The sequence below is a fragment of the Chlorogloeopsis fritschii PCC 6912 genome (genome assembly GCF_000317285.1).
Lineage (GTDB): Bacteria > Cyanobacteriota > Cyanobacteriia > Cyanobacteriales > Nostocaceae > Chlorogloeopsis > Chlorogloeopsis fritschii.
In genome coordinates, this window is the sequence record NZ_AJLN01000015.1 from 104,681 (window position 1) to 123,613 (window position 18,933).

Annotated in this window: 18 protein-coding genes; 6 read left to right on the forward strand and 12 right to left on the reverse strand. The window is 37.2% G+C overall.

What is annotated here, in order from left to right; genetic code table 11:
* On the forward strand, window positions 1–714 hold the full coding sequence (locus UYC_RS0100665; protein ID WP_016877465.1) for a hypothetical protein: 714 nt from the start codon (window positions 1–3) through the stop codon (window positions 712–714).
* Window positions 715–1,107: 393 nt separating this feature from the next.
* Here UYC_RS0100665 and UYC_RS0100670 read toward each other — a convergent pair whose 3' ends face one another.
* Window positions 1,108–2,334, reverse strand: a complete 1,227-nt coding sequence (locus tag UYC_RS0100670; protein ID WP_016877466.1) for a sensor histidine kinase — start codon at window positions 2,332–2,334, stop codon at window positions 1,108–1,110.
* A 255-nt stretch (window positions 2,335–2,589) separates the two neighbouring features.
* Here UYC_RS0100670 and UYC_RS0100675 point away from each other — a divergent pair, with 255 nt between their 5' ends.
* Window positions 2,590–3,345, forward strand: coding sequence for a response regulator transcription factor (locus UYC_RS0100675; RefSeq protein ID WP_016877467.1), 756 nt, complete (start codon window positions 2,590–2,592; stop codon window positions 3,343–3,345).
* Here UYC_RS0100675 and UYC_RS0100680 read toward each other — a convergent pair whose 3' ends face one another.
* The 3 genes from UYC_RS0100680 to UYC_RS0100690 all read right to left on the reverse strand — a co-directional run bounded on the left by UYC_RS0100680 (window position 3,346) and on the right by UYC_RS0100690 (window position 5,713).
* Window positions 3,346–3,984: a DUF6753 family protein gene (locus UYC_RS0100680; RefSeq protein ID WP_016877468.1), complete on the reverse strand. Its 639-nt coding sequence runs from the start codon at window positions 3,982–3,984 to the stop codon at window positions 3,346–3,348. It lies immediately after the preceding gene.
* Between the two features lie 69 nt (window positions 3,985–4,053).
* A complete protein-coding gene (locus UYC_RS0100685) occupies window positions 4,054–4,785 on the reverse strand; it encodes a hypothetical protein (protein WP_235083041.1) in 732 nt (243 codons plus the stop codon).
* Window positions 4,786–4,804: 19 nt separating this feature from the next.
* Entirely contained in the window at window positions 4,805–5,713 is a 909-nt protein-coding gene (locus tag UYC_RS0100690) for a P-loop NTPase family protein (protein ID WP_016877470.1), read from the reverse strand.
* A 386-nt stretch (window positions 5,714–6,099) separates the two neighbouring features.
* Here UYC_RS0100690 and UYC_RS39265 point away from each other — a divergent pair, with 386 nt between their 5' ends.
* Both UYC_RS39265 and UYC_RS0100705 read left to right on the forward strand, forming a co-directional pair.
* On the forward strand, window positions 6,100–6,285 hold the full coding sequence (locus UYC_RS39265; protein WP_016877472.1) for a hypothetical protein: 186 nt from the start codon (window positions 6,100–6,102) through the stop codon (window positions 6,283–6,285).
* 293 nt (window positions 6,286–6,578) lie between these two features.
* A complete protein-coding gene (locus tag UYC_RS0100705) occupies window positions 6,579–6,821 on the forward strand; it encodes a hypothetical protein (RefSeq protein WP_016877473.1) in 243 nt (80 codons plus the stop codon).
* Between the two features lie 634 nt (window positions 6,822–7,455).
* Here the strand turns inward: UYC_RS0100705 and rppB are convergent.
* From rppB to ftsH, 8 genes are all read right to left on the reverse strand, one after another.
* Window positions 7,456–8,865, reverse strand: a complete 1,410-nt coding sequence (gene rppB / locus UYC_RS0100710) for a two-component system sensor histidine kinase RppB (RefSeq protein WP_016877474.1) — start codon at window positions 8,863–8,865, stop codon at window positions 7,456–7,458.
* Window positions 8,852–9,556 carry a two-component system response regulator RppA gene (gene rppA / locus UYC_RS0100715; RefSeq protein ID WP_026087657.1) on the reverse strand — a complete coding sequence of 235 codons (705 nt, stop codon included), beginning with the start codon at window positions 9,554–9,556 and terminating at the stop codon, window positions 8,852–8,854. Before rppA ends, rppB begins: the two co-directional genes overlap by 14 nt.
* A gap of 673 nt (window positions 9,557–10,229) precedes the next feature.
* Complete coding sequence (locus UYC_RS0100720) at window positions 10,230–10,583, reverse strand: hypothetical protein (RefSeq protein ID WP_016877476.1); 354 nt, start codon at window positions 10,581–10,583, stop codon at window positions 10,230–10,232.
* 76 nt (window positions 10,584–10,659) lie between these two features.
* Window positions 10,660–11,136, reverse strand: a complete 477-nt coding sequence (locus tag UYC_RS0100725; RefSeq protein WP_016877477.1) for a DUF2808 domain-containing protein — start codon at window positions 11,134–11,136, stop codon at window positions 10,660–10,662.
* Between the two features lie 110 nt (window positions 11,137–11,246).
* Complete coding sequence (locus UYC_RS0100730; RefSeq protein ID WP_016877478.1) at window positions 11,247–11,735, reverse strand: DUF2808 domain-containing protein; 489 nt, start codon at window positions 11,733–11,735, stop codon at window positions 11,247–11,249.
* Between the two features lie 301 nt (window positions 11,736–12,036).
* Complete coding sequence (locus UYC_RS0100735) at window positions 12,037–12,525, reverse strand: DUF2808 domain-containing protein (RefSeq protein ID WP_016877479.1); 489 nt, start codon at window positions 12,523–12,525, stop codon at window positions 12,037–12,039.
* Between the two features lie 1,138 nt (window positions 12,526–13,663).
* Window positions 13,664–14,602, reverse strand: coding sequence for a hypothetical protein (locus tag UYC_RS0100740; RefSeq protein WP_026087658.1), 939 nt, complete (start codon window positions 14,600–14,602; stop codon window positions 13,664–13,666).
* Between the two features lie 98 nt (window positions 14,603–14,700).
* Window positions 14,701–16,626, reverse strand: coding sequence for an ATP-dependent zinc metalloprotease FtsH (ftsH, locus tag UYC_RS0100745; protein ID WP_016877481.1), 1,926 nt, complete (start codon window positions 16,624–16,626; stop codon window positions 14,701–14,703).
* A gap of 966 nt (window positions 16,627–17,592) precedes the next feature.
* Here ftsH and UYC_RS0100750 point away from each other — a divergent pair.
* On the forward strand, window positions 17,593–17,781 hold the full coding sequence (locus tag UYC_RS0100750) for a hypothetical protein (RefSeq protein WP_235083042.1): 189 nt from the start codon (window positions 17,593–17,595) through the stop codon (window positions 17,779–17,781).
* Window positions 17,782–17,861: 80 nt separating this feature from the next.
* Complete coding sequence (locus UYC_RS0100755) at window positions 17,862–18,932, forward strand: SDR family oxidoreductase (RefSeq protein WP_071588475.1); 1,071 nt, start codon at window positions 17,862–17,864, stop codon at window positions 18,930–18,932.
* Window position 18,933 lies beyond the last annotated feature (1 nt).

Sequence of the window (18,933 nt, forward strand, 5' to 3'; positions counted from 1 at the left end):
ATGACAAAAATGACAAAAGCAATGACATATGCTAACCTACAGGAATTAATTAATAAATACGGCATTACAGACGAAAGTGTTTCTAAAAAAGCACAAGAAATTGGGTTAGTTACCCCAGAGCAAGAAGAAAAAGCCAAACAAGCACTTTTTCAAAAAGCAAGCGCAATGCATGATGAAAAAGTAATGCTTTCCCAAGTCAGTATCGAAAGTATGGAGCCAATTAATTTCCAGAATTTTGAATCTGGAAAGCAAAATCAAGCCCAAGGTACAACTACTGCTATAGAAAGCCAAACCTCCAGCACCGATAAAAAAGATGATGACAAAAATGGTAAAAATGAAGCCATTACTAAGGATAAAAAAGTAGTAATTGCTAACCATTCAGATGTTCAGCAAATAATAATTCCTAAACTTTTAGAAGTATTAAGTAATGAAGGAAAGCCAGAAAATAGGTCGATAGTTTATCAGGGTGACAAGTACACAGCTAGCATCAAACTGGAAGATAATTCAAATACCCTCTTTCTTGATAGAAATTCAGATTTAGAAAATCAAGAAGCGCTAGTAGCTTCCAAAAGTCATAATGATCCTAGTTATATTATTATAGTAAATAATATTACTCAAGAAGAGTTTGAGCGGTTTAAGTTACTCTTTGAAAAGCAAAACCGCCATAAACAAGTTCAGCAACAAACTCAGGATTCTGAGAAAGAGCTTGAATAATTAAGTAGGTAGACATAATTAAACATAAAATGCACACGCTAAAAAAGTAGATAGGATAAGCCTTTTCCCTTCTGCCTTCTGCTTTCTACTTAATTAAATTATTCCTACCAAGATACCGAACAAAAACCCACAAACAATAAAAATATATCTATTCTGTATCTTATTCTTAGGAAAGGTAATCCAAGCCATAACGATACAGTAAACCAATCTAAAATAGTCAGTATCGACGGTAAGCTGCCCTACCAAAAAATTAATAATAAAAAATAATGATTGAAGGCTAAAACCACAAAAAAATAGCCAGGTAATATCGAATAGGTTGGAGAAATTCACAATATTATCGATAATAATATCCAACCACGTCTTTTTTTTTCAGGTTTTTCCATCGTAAGAGTATTATCCACAAGTTAAGTGTTTACACGTAGAATAACATTGAAAATTCGCCTCTAAATTAAAGATTACACAAAATTTTGAGCCTTCTCCAACTTTGGAAGACACGCTTACACTAGCTTGGTAACAATCTGCAACATACTTAACTGTACGCAAGCCCAAACCTACAGGAGTCACATGAGATTCAGTACCATTAAGCATAAAGGAACTAGCAGACTGGCTAATCCGTTCATATGGTTTACGAGAACGTTTTGTGTCCAAATCGCCCGTTGCTTGTAAAGATTTCTGTTGGGTAAAGCGCTTCCCGTTTGCTGCAAAAATATCCACAGTGGGGAGTACTTCTGGTGAGATAATAGAAAAAGAATCTTCTAGAAAAATTCCTCCCAAATCAACATTCAACTGCTGCAACTGCATTGGAGTCATACCCATACCAGTATCTTGAACCGTCAAGCGGAGGAAACCAGCTACTTGGCTATCAAGCTTGATATTAACAAAACCGCCCCACTTGGTATACTTAAAAGCATTAACAACCAAGTTACAAACCATCCGCCAAAGATGGTTATAGTTTGCGTATATGCATATATCAATGGCTTCAGGCTCAACCAACAGGGTAAAGTTTATATACTGCGCGATCGCATAGTCGAGAAACTGAGCGTGGATAGAATGTAAAAGTTTAGAAATATTGATAGATTCAATCTTGCTACCTGATAAAAAGCTTAACTCACTCTTCAACTCGGCAAGAATACCCAAAGCAGTGGTAATAGTAGAGCAGGAAGTATCTAGTACAGAATGTAACTGCTCAGGACTATGACTATAATTACCCGCCTTTGCCAAACCCAAGACAAAGTTAACTGCCTTCAAAGGGTGGTAAACATCATGGGACAAAATCTCTAAATACTGGGGAAGCTTTCGGAGGTAATCAGTATGCCTGCAAAGACATAAATCCACCCGCCGCAAAAGTTCAAACGGTGCAAAAGGATACACTAAAAAATCATCAAAGTCAGAAGCACAATTCAAATCATCTGCTGATTGCACAACCTTGATAACTGGCTTACCGGGACAATAAACAGTCGCTAATTTAAAAGTGGCATTCACTATCAAGTCTATATTTTCCAAAGTATTGGGAATAGTAGACTTAGTAATCACCATATAACTTGGCTGCTGCAAGCTATCAACAATCCTTGCAACAATTTGATTGCGCCTCCTGCCAATTACCAGAATTTTATACAGCACAAAAACTATATATAAACACTGCTGCAACTATCAAAACATCACACAGTCAGTAGTTACCTCAGAAATAACACTAAAATAAGCTATAAATTAGAGTTAATTAAAACTTTAAGATTCTCCTGTTTCTTTAATTTTTGTATAAATATAAAAAAATAATTAAACTAATAGCTAGTTGTGTATGAATATTATTAAGCTTTAGCACTGATTTCAAAAGAATGATATAAGTAGTGTTACGTATATAAAAAGTATATTTAGAATATGAAACCTATCAAAACTGTCCTAGTTGAAGACCATAATATATTCAGACTAGGTTTAAAAGCTGTATTAGAAGGAACGAACCAAATTAAGGTTTGTGGGGAAACAGGATACGGAAAAGAAGCCCTAAGTATAATTAAAAATACAGATCCAGATGTAGTAATTGTTGATGTAGGGCTACCTGATGTAAGTGGAATAAAAGTAGTTGAACAAATTAGAAATATTTATTTAAATAAAATTAAGATTATCATCGTAACAGCAAACCGAGACAAGAAGGCAATAAAAGAAGTGTTCAAGAAAGGAGCAACTTCCTTTTTTAGTAAAAGCAATGAAGAAAATAAAATCGTCGAGGCAGTTTTAACTACCTACAAAGGTGAATCTTGGATTGATCCAAATATACACACAATAGTAGCAGAAGCTATGTGGGAATTTAATAACGAAATCCCTAGAGAAATAATCACAAAGCGCGAATACGATGTACTAAAATTACTAGCCAAGGGGCTTACCTACGAAGAAATGGCTAACAAGCTTTGCTTAGAAATTAGTACTGTGCGCTCGCACGCACACCGAATAATTAGTAAACTCGACAAACCAGAAGAAGGAGAGATAACAGAAAAGTATAAACCCACTAGGGGGAAAGCTGTATGTGAGGCTCTCAGGTTGGGAATACTTAGTCCAGAAGATTTAACCGAAAAAACATACAAAGAAGCGAAAGAATTTGCTCCTAATTGCGATAAAAATAAATTTTTTGCTGCGTGATTACTTTTGATTGCTAGCATCAATGATACAGCCACCAGGATTCTTACCTTGGCGGCAAGTCCGAATAATACCAGCATTTCTCTTATAAATTTGCCGAGCATCACGCCCTTCTTTAGATTTAGCCCACTCTAGAAGTTTGGCATCTTCAGGCTTAAGATTAGCTGTAACAGGGGACTTACCACTAGATTGGGAAGCTATAGCCATATTGAAAGTAAAAGCCCCTATAGCCACACCCAACGCCAGAACGCAACCTAAAATAAGACTAATTTGAGCTAGCTTAAAGTTACTAACATCAAGTGAATCTAACCTACTAGTCAAAGAAGAACTGGCATTTTGCTTCCTTATCAACTCTTGGGCTGCTTTAGCGATCGCACCCCTCTGTTGGACTATCGCTACCTCAGCAGCATCCTTGAGTGTCTTATCAACCTCCAACGTCCAGCCTGCTATCACAGTATCAAGTTTGCCAGGTAGCTGCATAATCGCGTATTGAGTAGTACCCATCTGAGCGTACAACTTAAACAAAGGATCGGATGGCTTCATTCCCGACTTAGCTATCAACTCCTCAATATACTCTTTCTCTTTCTCTAACTCCTCTTTATTAAGGTTATTTTCTGTAGAAAAATTTGTAAGTTTGCTCATAAAATAACCAGTTAAAATAAAACAATAAAAATAATATAAATCCTAAAGATTCTAAAAATGAGCTTGTTGTTAAGTTAATTCACTTCTGTCTCTTTTTAAACCTAAATACACTGGAGTAACCCTGTGATACATGATAGTATCATGAAAATTTTCTATCCAATTATATACTATAGAACGATATAGAACTTGCATATCTGACTCCGTAGTGATAGCCATACAATAAGGTAAATTTGTATCTTCCAATTCTTGATAAACGTAATCCTCAAGCTTCGGTAGTATCAGTTCTGTTCCTTTTAATTTGCTAATGTCTTTCTGGATTTCAGTATTATCGTAGTACTTAAATAAATTACTAAAATATTGGTTTTTAACAATTAGATAATCAGCCTGAGTATCAACAAACTGATAGAGCAATTGTAAGTATTTAACACAATCTCTACGATTAGAAATAGGATGTATAAAAGTAGTACGATAGCCCAAATAATTTAAATTTTCTAAAAAAGATATCTCTTTCTCAAATCTGAAAAAATCTAATATGTTTTGACCTGGCATATCAGTCAATGCTAAGTCAATTTCTGAAAACATCTCCAGTTCATTTAACAAAACATCAGAATCACCCCTATTAAGTCCCAAATGCTTAATATGAAAGCCCAATTTATCATATACTGATAACTTATTAGACAAGTCACCAGGACATCGACCGTGGTAGAAAGCACGAATATTTAATTCATACTTTTTGTACAACTCTAAAAGCAATCTAGAAACTGTAGACTTGCCAACACGAGAGTCACCAATCGTAATCACAAATCTCTTTCTAAACATACTATGCTGGTTTTTGAGGTTGCTCTTGAGACTGCTGTTTAATAGGTTTTTCTTTAATTACAAGTCTTGTTGCGTGTGATTCCCCCTCAGGTAATTTCTCGGAATCCAATCCCAATAGTTTATGAGCAGGTTGAAGTTTTTCTTCAAAATCTTTTAGCCACGAGCCAACTCTTGCTCGAACTGAAATGGCAGCACCGAATTCTTTTGATAAAGCCTGACCAAATGTTAAGCTATTATCATCGATAAAATCATAACAATAATCCATCAAATCAGGCATCAAAACTTCAACTAAACCTTTTTCAAGTAATGTATGACGTATATCAGATGAGGTGTAACGACCAAATTTATTTTCATCTCCAAAAAACAGGTTTTTAACAACTACATAATCAACTTTATCACCACAACATTCTTTATACAGAGCCTTTAAAATATTTACAGAATCACGAAGTCGATTGATAACCGATACCATAGTAACTCTGTAGTCAAGTTCATCTGCAAGGATGTCAAAAAAGGACAGTTCCTTTACAAATAACTCAAAAACACCTCCAGATTGTGCTGGCAAATCGAGCAGAACTAGTGGAAAATAATCTGCTTCCAAATCAATCAATAACTGGTCTGCTTTACCCTTATCAAAAACATTAATACAACGAATTAAGCCAGAATATTTTTCATAATGTCGATGTAGCTGATTATTACGTTGGTCAGCATCATATGCAATACACCAAAGGTTTTTATCAATATAAAGTTGGAGTAAGGCTCGCGTAAAGGTACTCTTGCCAACACCACCTTTGTCACCAGTAACAATTACAAGTCTTTTAATATTCTTCTTAACTTGTTTTTGTTGATTATCCTTATTTAATTGATTTTTACCAGACATATAATTATTACCTTTATTATTGGTATGAGCCATATTAGCAATCACTAAAATCCAGGTTTTTTATTAAATTTGATAACCAATTGAGATAGGCAAACTTAAATCCAAAGTTTTGATAGAATAGTATAATTATATATTAGCAATAAATCAAGTTAGTTCTGCTTGTAAAAGCAATTATAGTATCCTAAACCTGACTAATTAAAAAAACAAAGTAATATTCGATTTCTGACTAAAACTTTAGTATTAAAAGTAAAATTACTCGAAGTTTATTGATGTATAAAACAATAATATTAAGACCAATAAAACTGTCCACGCTTGCTGCAAGAGCCACGAATACAACTCCTGGTTGCATATCAAACGTATCTGCTATAGCAAAAACCACCATCAGTACAAGTATCATGGTAGATGTGGGATAGAAGTTGATGCATCCTGGCGCAATAACTTTACCCAAACCAGTAGTTACAACTTGTAAGGTTAATATCCCACTAAATATTATTCAGGCAATTATCAAAGCTCATGCAGCTGCTGAAGCCAATATAAATAAACTTGCTACACAATATAAAGTTAGTATACAAGATGCAACAAATATTATCCTTCACTACGCTTAAATCATATATTTATTTTTAATAAAAGTGCATCATAGTAAAACTAACACTTTTTAATTTTTGGCTAGGTCTGGATGAAGTATCAAATTGTGAGTCTGCGTTCACTACCATAATATATCTTTGAGCTACACATCTCGTCATATCTATTAGATAATGTCAAGGTAAATTTAACTATTTCCAACCGCTATTTTAAAGCCAAACTTCATAACAGCAGTGCTTTCAAGATGACAAATATTTAACTAAAAGTCCGGAAATGCCATAATAAAAACACAAGTTTTCACGCGAGAGGAACAGCTATGACACATTATGTGTGCGATTTATATAGCAATACAAATTGGAATATTCCACCAGAAGAAGTCGCTGCTAGAACATTCAATACAGAACAAGAAGCAGGACAATGGTTTAAAGATAAATACTCTGGTAACAGTCTTGAATTTAGTGGCTTTCATGACACTGAACGCTACGTCACCAACTGGGTTTATTGCAACGGTAAAGAAGTTGGTGAAATCACGAAACGCCCTAGTTCCAATGAATTTTAATCAAGGATTCAGAAAATTGTCTATTAAAATTGAATCCTACGTACAAAGGGATTCCAATGTTGCAGTTCTCGGCAGAGGTTGTTTTGTGGGTAATGGTTTCGTCCACTACTGAAGCGTGTAATTATAGCTTTAGGTTTGGAGTTAGGGTTATCTGCTGGGGAAATCCTTACCTTTTATGAAGAATTAGGACCCTGGGTTGGGATTCACGATCGCTTCGCGTACTCAGTCTTGGCTGTACAACTTCTCCACCACATGTTGGATGGGAAAAATGGTTTCCGTTTGGAAAGCTATACTGGGCAACTAAAAGCATTGATTTGTTTATGTTAGGGCAATGTTCATCATCTCTAGGGATTGCAAAACTGTTTGCTGGGGAGGAGAATCTTCTACGGATAAGCCCTTCTACTACCAAAGGACGTTTTACCCTAGACGGAATTAGAGAAATCTCATGTCTTAAAGGTTTAGGTATGTCAGAGGCGCGAAAAGCTTTACCGAAACTACGCAAGATGTTTTTGACAAATCCAGTTTCTCCCTTTGAGCCTTATTACTCCCCAACTAGGGCGTGTATGCAAAGTACAGTAATCTCGTAATCTGGAACTTATGGCGTCCACAACAGTATTACATTGATGGAGAAGATTTAGATGCGTTTACTTTGGCGACGATATAGCCCTTTAAAAGGCTCAATAGAGCAAAAACTTTTTAGCGGGGGGGTATTAAAGGGTAATTCGACGGTAAAAATGCTACATTTACCTAATTCGCTTTGTACTTTCAAATTGCCTTGGTGTGCCTGAACAATTGCCATAGCAATAGCTAGTCCCAATCCAGAACCACCAGTACTACGAGAGCGATCGCTATTCACCCGATAAAAGCGATCAAAAATTTGCGAAAGCTCATTGTGTGGAATGCCAATTCCAGTATCTTGAACTTGAATCACAGCATAATGGTCACTGCGGTCTAGGACAACAGTTACTTCTCCGCCCCGTGGCGTATATTGAATTGCGTTGACAATTAAGTTAGAAACTAAACGATAAAGCTGCTCAGAATCCCCTACAATATTTACAGGTTGACGAACTCGTATTAAAGATGTCAGCAACACACCTGCCGCATTAGACATTGCTGCAAACTCCTCAATTAAGTCGCTAACAACGTCATCTAAGCAGCATAATTCACGTCGCATGGACATCGATTGGCGGTCTAAGCGAGCTAAGAGCAACAAATCAGCAACCAAAGTTGTGAGCCGCTGATTCTGACGCTGTATAGTTCGTAACATATCCCGTGCCTCTTCTTCATCTATCTGAGGCATCAAAAGCGCTGACTCTACTGTTGCTCCTGTTGCAGCTAGAGGTGTCCGCAATTCGTGTGCGGCATCCGCTGTAAACTGTTGAATTTGTCTATAGGATTGGTAAATTGGTCTCATTGCCAATCCTGCTAACCACCAACTAGCAACACCAACTAAACCCATTGCTATTGGTAATCCCAAAGCTAAAATTAATTTAACGGCATCTAGATAACTATTGAAGTCATTGAGACTTCGCCCTACTTGTATATATCCCCAATCTCGATTATCTTGGGTGTGCAGCACAAAGGAAACTTGGTGATAAAGCCTGCCTTTGCTGTCTTTAAGAGTTTGCCAAGTTTGCTTGTTAAAGGTTAAGGGAAGTCCTTCTGGAGGAGAGCCTGCTATGGCAACTAAGCGTCCGGAGTTATCGAAAAAGCGTACGTAGTAGTAGCCTTGGTTAACAACGCTTAAAGTATGGCGCTTAGAATTTAGCTGCTGTTGAATGCAATCATTACCAACCATGCAAATATTTGGTAAAAGCTGCTGTATGACTGTTTCCAAGCGTCCGGGTTGCTGTAGTTTTAGTTCAATACTATCATGCAAAGTTCCTGCTACAGACTCTAGTTCTCGGTCTAAGGCTATCCAATGGGCATGAGATACTGCTTTGTAGACGCCGAATCCACACAGGCTTAAGATAAAAGCCATGACTAGCGCATACCACAGCGCTAAACGAACGCGAGTCAGATTAAACAGTTTATTTTGGTTCATCGGTAAGATTTAGACGATATCCCATACCATGTAAGGTTTCAATTGGGTTTGTGCAGCCACTATTTGTCAATTTGCGGCGTAGCAAACGTACTTGAGCTGCTACCACATTACTAGCAGGTTCTGCACTCACTTCCCAAAGTTGATTGCGAATTTGTTCTGTAGTAACAATTTGATTTGGATGCTTCATAAAATACTCCAGTAGCTGAAATTCCTTATTAGTTAGAGGAATTACCTGTTTGTCTCGATTAGGATTTTGACTCACAACAGCACTACTGCTGTAATCAAGAGTTAGGTTACCAACAGTTAATTCCTTTGGTTGTAAGTGAGGCGATCGCCTCTGTAATGCTCGCAACCGCGCTAACAATTCCGCCATACCAAATGGCTTCACCAAGTAGTCATCTGCACCCGCATCCAACCCTGCAACTTTGTCTTCTATCCTATCCCTGGCTGTTAGGATCAGAACAGGTAGAGGATTATTGTTTTTTCGTAATCTTTGGCACAACTCTAGGCCTGATATTCCTGGCAGCATCCAATCAAGAATAGCCAGTGTATATTGCGTCCAACGATTTTCTAAATATGCCCAAGCCTCAGTACCGTCTGTAACCCAATCAACTACGTACTTTTCTTGATTTAAAGCTCGCTTAATAGCAGCACCTAAATCTGGTTCATCTTCAACTAATAGCACCCGCATAAACAATTCATCATTTAGAGATTTGTGGCAAATTTGTGAAGCAAGCATAATTATGAACAGGGTTCTACCTTTAAAAATAGGTTGACAGAGGTTTATGAAATTAGAATGAAATTTTCAGGCTAAAAATAAAATTTAAGACTCTAATCCATTAGGCTCTAACGTAGGTTAGAGACTTGGCAGAAGATAATTAATAAAGGAAAAACTCAGTAGACTCGCTTGCTGAAAAATAGGGTGAGGTTAATTAGAGGAGTTATAAAAAGTAATTTTCTTGCAAGGAGACTATTGAGCTAATTCTTAGCTTGACAGATAAAAATGAAATCAAGGTGAAATTTAGAATATTAAAAATTATGAATTTACAAATATTATCTACTCACAAAAACACCACTGTACCAAACCCCTGTAACTGGGGTAAGTGTGTTAAAGCTTTGATGTGGACTGCTATTTGTCACACCCGATTTTTCGTTTTTAACACTCTTACTCTTCACGTAGCCTAAAAAAACTAGCAATACAAAAAGGCGTTGTGTTTACTACCTCAAGTAGTTGATGTATTCTTGCATTTACTATTAAATGTAATAAGATAACATAAGTAGATGAAATGAAAAAAGCTTAGAGTTTATTGATAGTATGTCCCCCAGCATATATTGCTGAGGGAAGGTATTTACAAACCCTCATACTATTTAGGTGGAGTGGTGGTTCGCGAATTTTCCTTATAGCACTGTTGTAAGGCTAGGAGTCTAGCTAAACTAGCTCCACCAGTAGGTCTTGCTGGGGGAATATTTGCACATACTCCTGTACTACTAAATTGTTGTACTGTGGTTTTTGGAAGTCCTTTATAGCACTTTTGTAAAGCTAGGAGTCTAGCTAAACTAGCTCCGCCAGTAGGTCTTGCTGGGAGAATGTTTTCACATGCTCCTGTTTTTGAGGTATCTGCATTTGCATAGACAGCAGAACTTAATGGTATCTGAAGTAAAACCATTCCTAAGGGAATCGCCAAAATAAATGTAGTTCGGATGATAAGTATTTTCATAGCTAAAACCCTCAAATCAAAAATGAGTGGTGTTAATAATTAGGTGAGCTAATCTTGGAAAGCCAAGTATGAGTATTTAACGACCGTAGGTTTGTATCCGAACTGTACCAAGAGGAATTTGTGCTGTTAAGTTAGGCATTTTGCCATAGACTCGGTACAGCCAAATGTGGTTACGAATTGATGTATTAACGCCTTGCAGCTCAACTAATAATGTTGTTTGAGGCTCCACAGGTTGGGAAAAAACAACTGTAGCCGTGCGGTTATTGACAGAAACTTGAGCATCAATCTTTTCACCAGATTGATTCTTTACCTCAATTCCCTTACTAATGCTTAAGAACTCTGGCAAATCAATAACTAGTTCTTTTAAGGGTTGTCCTTGAACATGAACCTTAAACTCATGCGTAGCGCCTTGAAATCCGATACTGCTGGGATATGCTACGCCACTTTCAAGATGAGAAACATCGGAATTGCCTATGTTGTCTTTAGCATAAGCTGCGGAAATGAAAGCAGCTACGATAACAAATGCTGCACCTGTATAAATTAAATTCCTCATAAAAAACTTTGAGAAAGATTAGTAGGATGAGCAATATTTACCTGCTCATCCTATAGCTGTTTACTTACTTTCTTGACAACTGTAGCTCAATTTATGAGCAGTCAATCTCTTTAAAGAGGGTAAGTCTGAATCCGGGCTAGACCAAGTGGAATTTCTCCATTCAATCCAACTTTCTTAGCGTAGACTTGGTATTGCCAATTAGGAGTATATCCTGGTTCATATCTTGGAGTATTCACTCCTCTCATAAAAACTGATATCTTCGTCTCTGGAGCTACTGGTTGTGAGAAAGCAACTGTCGCTTTTCTGTCGTTAATAGAAACTGTTGTTGGAACTTTTTCACCAGATTGATTTTTTACCTCAATTCCGTCATTAATTATTACCCCCTCCGGTAAATCAATTCCTAGTTCTGCCAAAGGTTTTCCCTGAACGTGAACCTCAAACTTATGAGTAGCATCTATCGCAGTGGTATCATTAGGGTAAGCAGCAGTTTTGACCAGATGGGAAGCATTAAAATCGCCTGGTTTTCCACTTGCCAAAGCGGAGGAAAATAAAGAAGTAATCGCTAGGGTAAAAGCACCTGCATAAATTAAATTTTTCATCTTCATTGTTCTCCGAAACAATAAATTTTTGAGTTCTATACTTATTAGTTTGATAAACGTTAATGAAATTAGAGTGAAAATTTGCTGAGGTTGAATATTTTTTACAATTCAATTACTTATCTTTTAATTCTTGAGTATCTCTAAACTATAAATAATCCTCATTTTCAATATCTAATGAAGTAGAGCAAAAGAATATTATTATCAGTAAATAATCTAAATAATGTAGACTAAAGTTATTCCACATTCTTAATTTGATTAATTAGTATAGAGTGGGTAAATTTGTTAACCCAAACTATTGACATTAATAATAGAGCTGAAACTGAGCTACACCTATAGGTATTTCTGCATCACTACCAACAAATTTTGCCGATAATTGATAGATATAACGATTTCCCAGAAACTGCCTTTTAACATTCTTTAGTTCAACATTAAACTTGGTGTTAGAAGCAACTGGTTCAACGAAAGCTATTTGTATGTTTCTATCATTAACAGAAATATTTGCATTAATTTTTTGTCCTTTTTCATCCACAATCTTGATATTTTTGATATCACTACTGATAGTTATGGTGTCAGGAACGTTAATACTTAGTTCGGTAAGGGCTTTACTATTTTTAGGAACGTGTAGCCGAATAGTATGTCTAACAACTCGCCAGCGCGTAAGCGGAAATTGTGCATTTCCATCAATATGAGGAACTTTACCATCATCTGTATTAGCAGTTGCATAACTAGGAGATAACAGAGCCATGCTAGCCAGAGCTAAAGTAGCGCTATACACCAATAATTCCTTCATATTTAATTTCCTATAAATTAACTATGTCAACTAAAGCTCAAGTGAAAGTATTAAAGTTGAGGTTCATACTTTATAAATGAACATGATACTAACAGAAGCATCCCAATAGAGTAGAAAAGCCATAATCAGCTAACCCCCTTAATTCAGCAGCTAATTAGGGGAAATTAGATAGTCTACTTACTGTTGGTAGTTTTAAGCTGTTGGTAAGGTTTTTACCAAAGGAGGTATACTCCTCCTATTTATTAGTTTGGCAATTGTTGATGAAATTAAGATGAAATTCTAGATGAATTTTCAAGATAATTGTCAAAATTTGTAAATTAAAAATTTGGGAACTGAGCTACACCTACAGAAATCTCTTTACTGATACCAATAACCTTAACTGAAAGGTGATAGATAGAAGTAGAACCAAGAATTGGTTGTTTAACTTTGTTCAAAGTAATTAAGAGCTTAGTGCTAGAAGTAACTGGCTGAGGAAAATCTATGATAATCTTCTCTAAGAATTCTACTGAAGCCCCTAATGCTAGCTTTCAAGTACTTTATGTTCGGGTTCTTATTCGCGGTATAGACCGAGGAATGAAGCTAGACTTTTGAAATTCTGGGCTAAGTTTGATTCGATTCTTATTGATCCTAGAAAATTAAGCTTCTTGTAGTAGCGTTATGGCAAAACTAAAAAGCCTGATAATATTGTGAAATAAAGCCAAGGGATAAGCTTCTAAGATTTAACATAGAAAATCAAGATGAAATTAAGATGAAATAGAATGCCCTACCATAGTATGCTGTTTGCCACAAGAAAATAGGCTTATAGTACAACTACAAGCCCATTGGGGTTATGAAACATGAGGAACATGTCTCTAAAACTTACTATAGAAAAATAAAATGAAATTAAGATGAAATACAGGTAAATCTATATAAAATAAGATTATAAAATTATTTTTTCTACTAAGAATTTCTTATTTCTTCTAAAGCTAAAAGTATACTATTCTAAATTTATTTTAATTAATTTTTAATTTATTTGTAATAATAAAACAGGCTTTTATAGTACTATACAAGCACTATCATAAAGCCTGAGACATGAATTAAAATCTAGGTACAGGATGATATTTTTTAATTTACTAAATTAAGATGAAATTTTAAATGACTATTGCACGTCTACCCAAAAATCAGCAGTGATGATTTTGCCATTACGATTGAACTGACCCCAAATTTTATATTTTCCTGGTTTCGGGAAATGGGTGATAAAATGAACCTCACCAGTTGGAGTATTTTTCATTGCATGAGCATGAATATAGTCTACTTGTGTTAACGGTGATGACTGCTTAAGGATAACTAAATGCCCTCTTTCTCCTAAATAAGGTTTCAAGTCTTTCGGTGGTTGGTTACTGACAGCATCTTGTAAGTTGAAAATTACATGAACTTCTTGTCCAGCTTTTAATGTCGGTTGAGATAGCTTGAGATTAGCCTTAGTATTACCAAAAGTCTTTGTAGTAGCTAAATCAATTGTGGGTGCCGCTGGACTTTTACCTGGAACTTGTGCTTTCAAGACCGAAACCTGTTCTGCTTTTCCAGCTACTTTGTAATCACTGAAAAGGGTGTAACCGCCTGGATGGGGAAAATTAGCTTGGACTTCAAAGCGTCCATTTCCTTTATATATGGGATGGATATGATTGAAAGATTGGAGATCATCACTTACAACAATCAAATGCATTAGTTCTTCTTGGAATTTGTCAAAATTAGCAATAGCTTTGCCATTTTTGTCTTTCACTTCAATCGCTATAGGTACAGGAGTGTTGGGAGTAATCTTGGTGGGGAGGGTAAGCTTTGCAGTAGCGATCGCAGGTTCTAACTTGGAATGATCAGAATGCTCATTATGGGAACCTTCCATGTTATGACCGCCATGAGAATTCTCCTTTGCCTCTGGTGTTTTAGAACCCTCCATATTGTGATCCGCATGGGAATTCGCATTACTTACGGTGCTAGCATTAGAGTCTGGTGTTTCACTACTATTTACTTGTGAGGCACAAGCTTGAGTGATAAAAAGAGTTGAAGTGATGGCAAGTGCAGTAAAAAATCGCTTCATTTTTTCTCCAATTAGTAACTGTAAATTTGAAAAAAACACCATAACCAGGATATTTCAGAAGTGCAAAACTGGCACGAATAATGTACAAAGAAGTTTGGCTAATTTATAGATAAAACTTGACCTGTGCCTAACCAGACTGCTAATTCTGCTGGTGCTTGAACCTGGTCTAAATAACGGCGTAGTTGTTCGCCTTCAAGAATTTCTGTGTGTAGTAAATCTTGAGTCATTTTCTCCAATAAAGAACGATTTGTTTCCAGAATGCGTAAGGCGATATGATGCGCCCCCTCTATAATGTCTTTCACTTCCTGGTCAATTGTTTCCGCTACCGTGGGACTGACAGAACGACGCGGGTTTGAAAAGCCATCCAAAAATTGCTGCTGTACTTTTTCTAGGGCGACAGGCCCCAATTTTGGACTCATGCCATAGAGGGTGACTACTCGTTCAGCTAAATCTGTCGCCTTTTGGATATCATCGCTGGCTCCGGTGGAAATCTTACCGATAAAAATCTCTTCAGCAGAACGCCCCGCAAGCAGTGTAGCAATTCGACCGCGAATTTCATCTTCTGCCATCAAAAAGCGGTCTTCCTCTGGTAGTTGCAAGGTGTAACCTAAAGCTCCCACGCCACGAGGAACAATAGAAATCTTTTCAACTTTGCCAGCCCCAGGCATTAAGGCTGCCACAATAGCATGACCTGCTTCATGATAGGCGACGGTTCTTTTTTCCACTTCATTGAGGACGCGGGACTTTTTCTGCAAACCTGCAATCACCCGTTCAATGGCTTCATTAAAATCAGCCATCGTTACTGCTTCTCGATTCTGACGAGCAGCCAATAGTGCCGCTTCATTAACTAAATTGGCTAAATCTGCACCTGCAAACCCCGGTGTGCGGGTTGCAATCACCCCTAAGTCCACATCTTGGGCTAATTTAACTGCTTTGACGTGTACTTGAAGAATAGCCTCCCGCCCTTTTTTATCTGGACGATCAACGACTATTTGGCGATCAAAGCGACCAGGACGGCGTAGCGCTGGGTCTAACACTTCCGGACGATTAGTTGCCGCCAGAATAATCACCCCAGTATTAGCTTCAAACCCATCCATTTCAGTTAAAAGCTGGTTTAGAGTTTGTTCGCGCTCGTCATTACCTCCCATGACAGGCCCTGTTCCACCGCGAGATTTACCTAAAGCATCTAATTCATCTATAAAAACTATGCAGGGGGCTTGTTTTTTCGCTTGTTGAAACAAATCCCGCACCCGCGCTGCACCTACACCGACAAACAATTCAATGAACTCGGAGCCAGAGATACTAAAAAAGGGTACTCCCGCTTCCCCAGCTACAGCCTTAGCTAACAGGGTTTTACCTGTTCCTGGTGCGCCGATTAGCAATACCCCCTTGGGAATTTTCGCTCCAATACGAGTATATTTGGCAGAGTTTTTCAGAAATTCAACTATTTCTTGTAGTTCTTCTTTAGCTTCGTCAATTCCAGCTACGTCAGCAAAGGTGACCCCAGTATTACCCTCAGAATAAATACGGGCTTTGCTTTGACCTACGGTCAGGGCTGCTCCAGCTCCTGCTTGAGCACGATTTAATATAAAGCCCCAAATAGCAACGAAAATCAGTGGGGGAATCACCCAGCCTAATAGGGTAGTCAAAAAGTTGCCGCGCTCCGGCGGTATAGCTCCAAACTCCACATTTTTATCTTCGAGCAATTTTGGTAGGTTCTGGTCATTGGGAATGGGTGTGGTGACATAGACTTTTTCTGGAGGAGCAGGCTGATTTTGCTGAGTTTGATACTGCTCTGTCTTGCGAGTGTACTCAATCTGGTTTTCTCCCACTAAAGCCTTGGCAACTTTGCCTTCCTTTATATCTTTGAGGAATTGGCTGTAGAGAACTTCAGTTTTTGAGGGACGCATTCCCGGAGCAATGAAAAAGTGGAACAGAAACAGGAAAAAGAGGAGTATCAGCAGACTACCGCCAAAATGATGGGGATTAGGGGTATTTAGGTTGCCATCTTTTTCAACGGGCATAGTGATTCTCCAAATTAAACGTTCTAGTTATAAATTCTGAATGCAGATATCTATATATATGTTGTGTTTGTCGTTTATAGCTAAAGAGAGAACTCTATAATCAAGTTCTCACAAGGAAATGAAATTAAGATGAAATACTTTGCCAATCCTCACTTTTAAGATAGCAGGTATGAGATAGGAACCATAACAAGATGAAATGAGGATGAAACTTATTGCAAAACCTCATGTAAAAGTTAGACAGATGTAGTGTAAGACTGACTTATCACAACAAGATGAAATCAGGATGAAATTTATCGCAAAACCTCATGTAAAAGTTAGACAGATGTAGTGCAAGACTGACATACCACAACAAAATGAAATCAAGATGAAATATTTTACAAAATCTGAATTTAAAGTTAGACAGATATAGTGTAAGACTGACTTATCACAACAAGATGAAATCAGGATGAAATTTTCTCGCTCTAATGAATACACAAATTTTTTGACCGCTTCAGCCTCCCCTAGTTCTCCCCGATCGCTCTCTAAATTTGGAGTAGGCTTCAAAGGTTATTCAGTAATGCCTTTCTTTAGAAATGCTTTAGTTTGTTGTTTTAAAGTGTTTTCCTTGAAAAAATAATCTTATGTAACAATTTGTAAATGCCTTGCATAATCATTTGGACTAATTCGTATAAGTAGACGGGAGTTAATAATTTCTCCTGTACCAGAATTAAATAAGGAGGCTATCAAAAATAATCTGTATTTTTCCGAAAAACTATTCGGCAACACTGTAGAAAATTAACAAGCAATCGTTAAGGAATAAGTGCAGAACTTATATGGTAATAAATGAAGTTGTAAAACTAGTAACAGGTGTCAAATAACATGAGATGAAATCAAAAATGTCTGCAATAATTTTTGAGGTATCAAAATCAAAGATTTTTTACCTTCTTTGTGTTCTTGGTATTTCATATTATGGAGCAAAAATCCAAAATGGAGCGAAAACAGTTCTTGTATCCATTTGAGCAGCAATTAAAGTTTTGCCAGCTTGAGACTGAAGTAGAATTTCTGTTGCAACAAATGCGGGATATCAATCATCATCTATCCTTATCAAACAATAATTATGCTTTGCAAGTGAATTACAAAAGAGAAAAACAAGAAATACAACACTTGCAAAAATAGTGATTGTTTGGTGTTTTGTAACCATGTTGCTGGATAACGGTTAATTCCATTATTCACTTGTAGTGTAAGGATTAAAAATAGTGTACATAAATCATTTTCCTCAGAGGAAAACTATCCTGCTCACTGGTGCATCAGGAGTAGTTGGTCAAGCCTTATTAGCCCGACTTTATGCACATTCAGTTATTTGTCTAACGTACAGAAAGCCAATCTCTCATCCTAATGCTACTACCATTCCTTGTGACATTTCATTGCCTGGGCTTAGTCTTAGTCAGACACAGCTAAAAGATATAGCAAAGTGCGTTGACTGCATTGTGCATTCAGCTGCAATCACTGATTTTGGTGAATCAGATGAATTGATTCATCGTACAAACGTACGCGGTTTGGAAAATATGCTGGAATTAGCGGCGATCGCTCAAGTTCCCTTCTACTATATCAGTACTGCTTTTATCCGTCCTCATCAACGCAAAAATGGCCCATTAGAGCATACATACACTATCTCGAAACGAGAAGGAGAACGGTTAGTTAGAGAGAGTGGATTGCCCCATGCAATTATTCGTCCTTCGATAGTGATTGGTGATTCTAGGTCAGGTCAAATTGCACGTTTTCAGGGCATCTATAACATCGTAGGTTCATTTTTTAGAGGTTTTTTGCCCATCCTGCCAATGTTACCGCAAGCATATATAGATTTTATTCCTCAAGATGTTGTTGCTAACGCTATAGCGGCACTGATTGAGCATGATTGCGTAGCAGGTGAATATTGGAGCACCTCTGGAAATAAAGCCTTGACGGTACGCCAGATAGCAGATTTAATTGCAGAATTTGGCAAAAGTAAAGGTATACAAATTAACATACCACGCATGGTCAGCCCTGATATTGTAGACCGTCTGATCCGTCCTGCCTTTATGTCAGAGTTACCAAAATCCGTCAAAAAAGGTTTTGACTGGTTTGCTCAAGTTGCGCCCTATCTGTGTAATGAGGAACCTTTTCCTACGTCATTACCAGAGATGGAAACTCGCTTTGGTGTAGCACCGCTACCACATTTGGAAACTGCCTTAACACACAGCCTGGAATACTGGGCTAGTCAAACAAGGGCCTGCTCTGGTGCAAAAGCTAAGAAAGACCGTGTCCAACTTGCTAAATGCGATTGTTGAC

Bases quoted from the DNA above. Each gene is read 5' to 3' on its own strand.
- UYC_RS0100740 (WP_026087658.1), bottom strand. From the start codon at position 14,602: ATGAAGCGATTTTTTACTGCACTTGCCATCACTTCAACTCTTTTTATC.
- rppB (WP_016877474.1), bottom strand. From the start codon at position 8,865: ATGAACCAAAATAAACTGTTTAATCTGACTCGCGTTCGTTTAGCGCTG.
- UYC_RS0100680 (WP_016877468.1), bottom strand. From the start codon at position 3,984: ATGAGCAAACTTACAAATTTTTCTACAGAAAATAACCTTAATAAAGAG.
- UYC_RS0100735 (WP_016877479.1), bottom strand. From the start codon at position 12,525: ATGAAGGAATTATTGGTGTATAGCGCTACTTTAGCTCTGGCTAGCATG.
- UYC_RS0100705 (WP_016877473.1), top strand. From the start codon at position 6,579: ATGACACATTATGTGTGCGATTTATATAGCAATACAAATTGGAATATT.
- UYC_RS0100730 (WP_016877478.1), bottom strand. From the start codon at position 11,735: ATGAAAAATTTAATTTATGCAGGTGCTTTTACCCTAGCGATTACTTCT.
- UYC_RS0100720 (WP_016877476.1), bottom strand. From the start codon at position 10,583: ATGAAAATACTTATCATCCGAACTACATTTATTTTGGCGATTCCCTTA.
- UYC_RS0100750 (WP_235083042.1), top strand. From the start codon at position 17,593: ATGGAGCGAAAACAGTTCTTGTATCCATTTGAGCAGCAATTAAAGTTT.
- UYC_RS39265 (WP_016877472.1), top strand. From the start codon at position 6,100: ATGCATCCTGGCGCAATAACTTTACCCAAACCAGTAGTTACAACTTGT.
- UYC_RS0100690 (WP_016877470.1), bottom strand. From the start codon at position 5,713: ATGGCTCATACCAATAATAAAGGTAATAATTATATGTCTGGTAAAAAT.
- UYC_RS0100665 (WP_016877465.1), top strand. From the start codon at position 1: ATGACAAAAATGACAAAAGCAATGACATATGCTAACCTACAGGAATTA.
- rppA (WP_026087657.1), bottom strand. From the start codon at position 9,556: ATGCGGGTGCTATTAGTTGAAGATGAACCAGATTTAGGTGCTGCTATT.
- UYC_RS0100725 (WP_016877477.1), bottom strand. From the start codon at position 11,136: ATGAGGAATTTAATTTATACAGGTGCAGCATTTGTTATCGTAGCTGCT.
- UYC_RS0100675 (WP_016877467.1), top strand. From the start codon at position 2,590: ATGAAACCTATCAAAACTGTCCTAGTTGAAGACCATAATATATTCAGA.
- ftsH (WP_016877481.1), bottom strand. From the start codon at position 16,626: ATGCCCGTTGAAAAAGATGGCAACCTAAATACCCCTAATCCCCATCAT.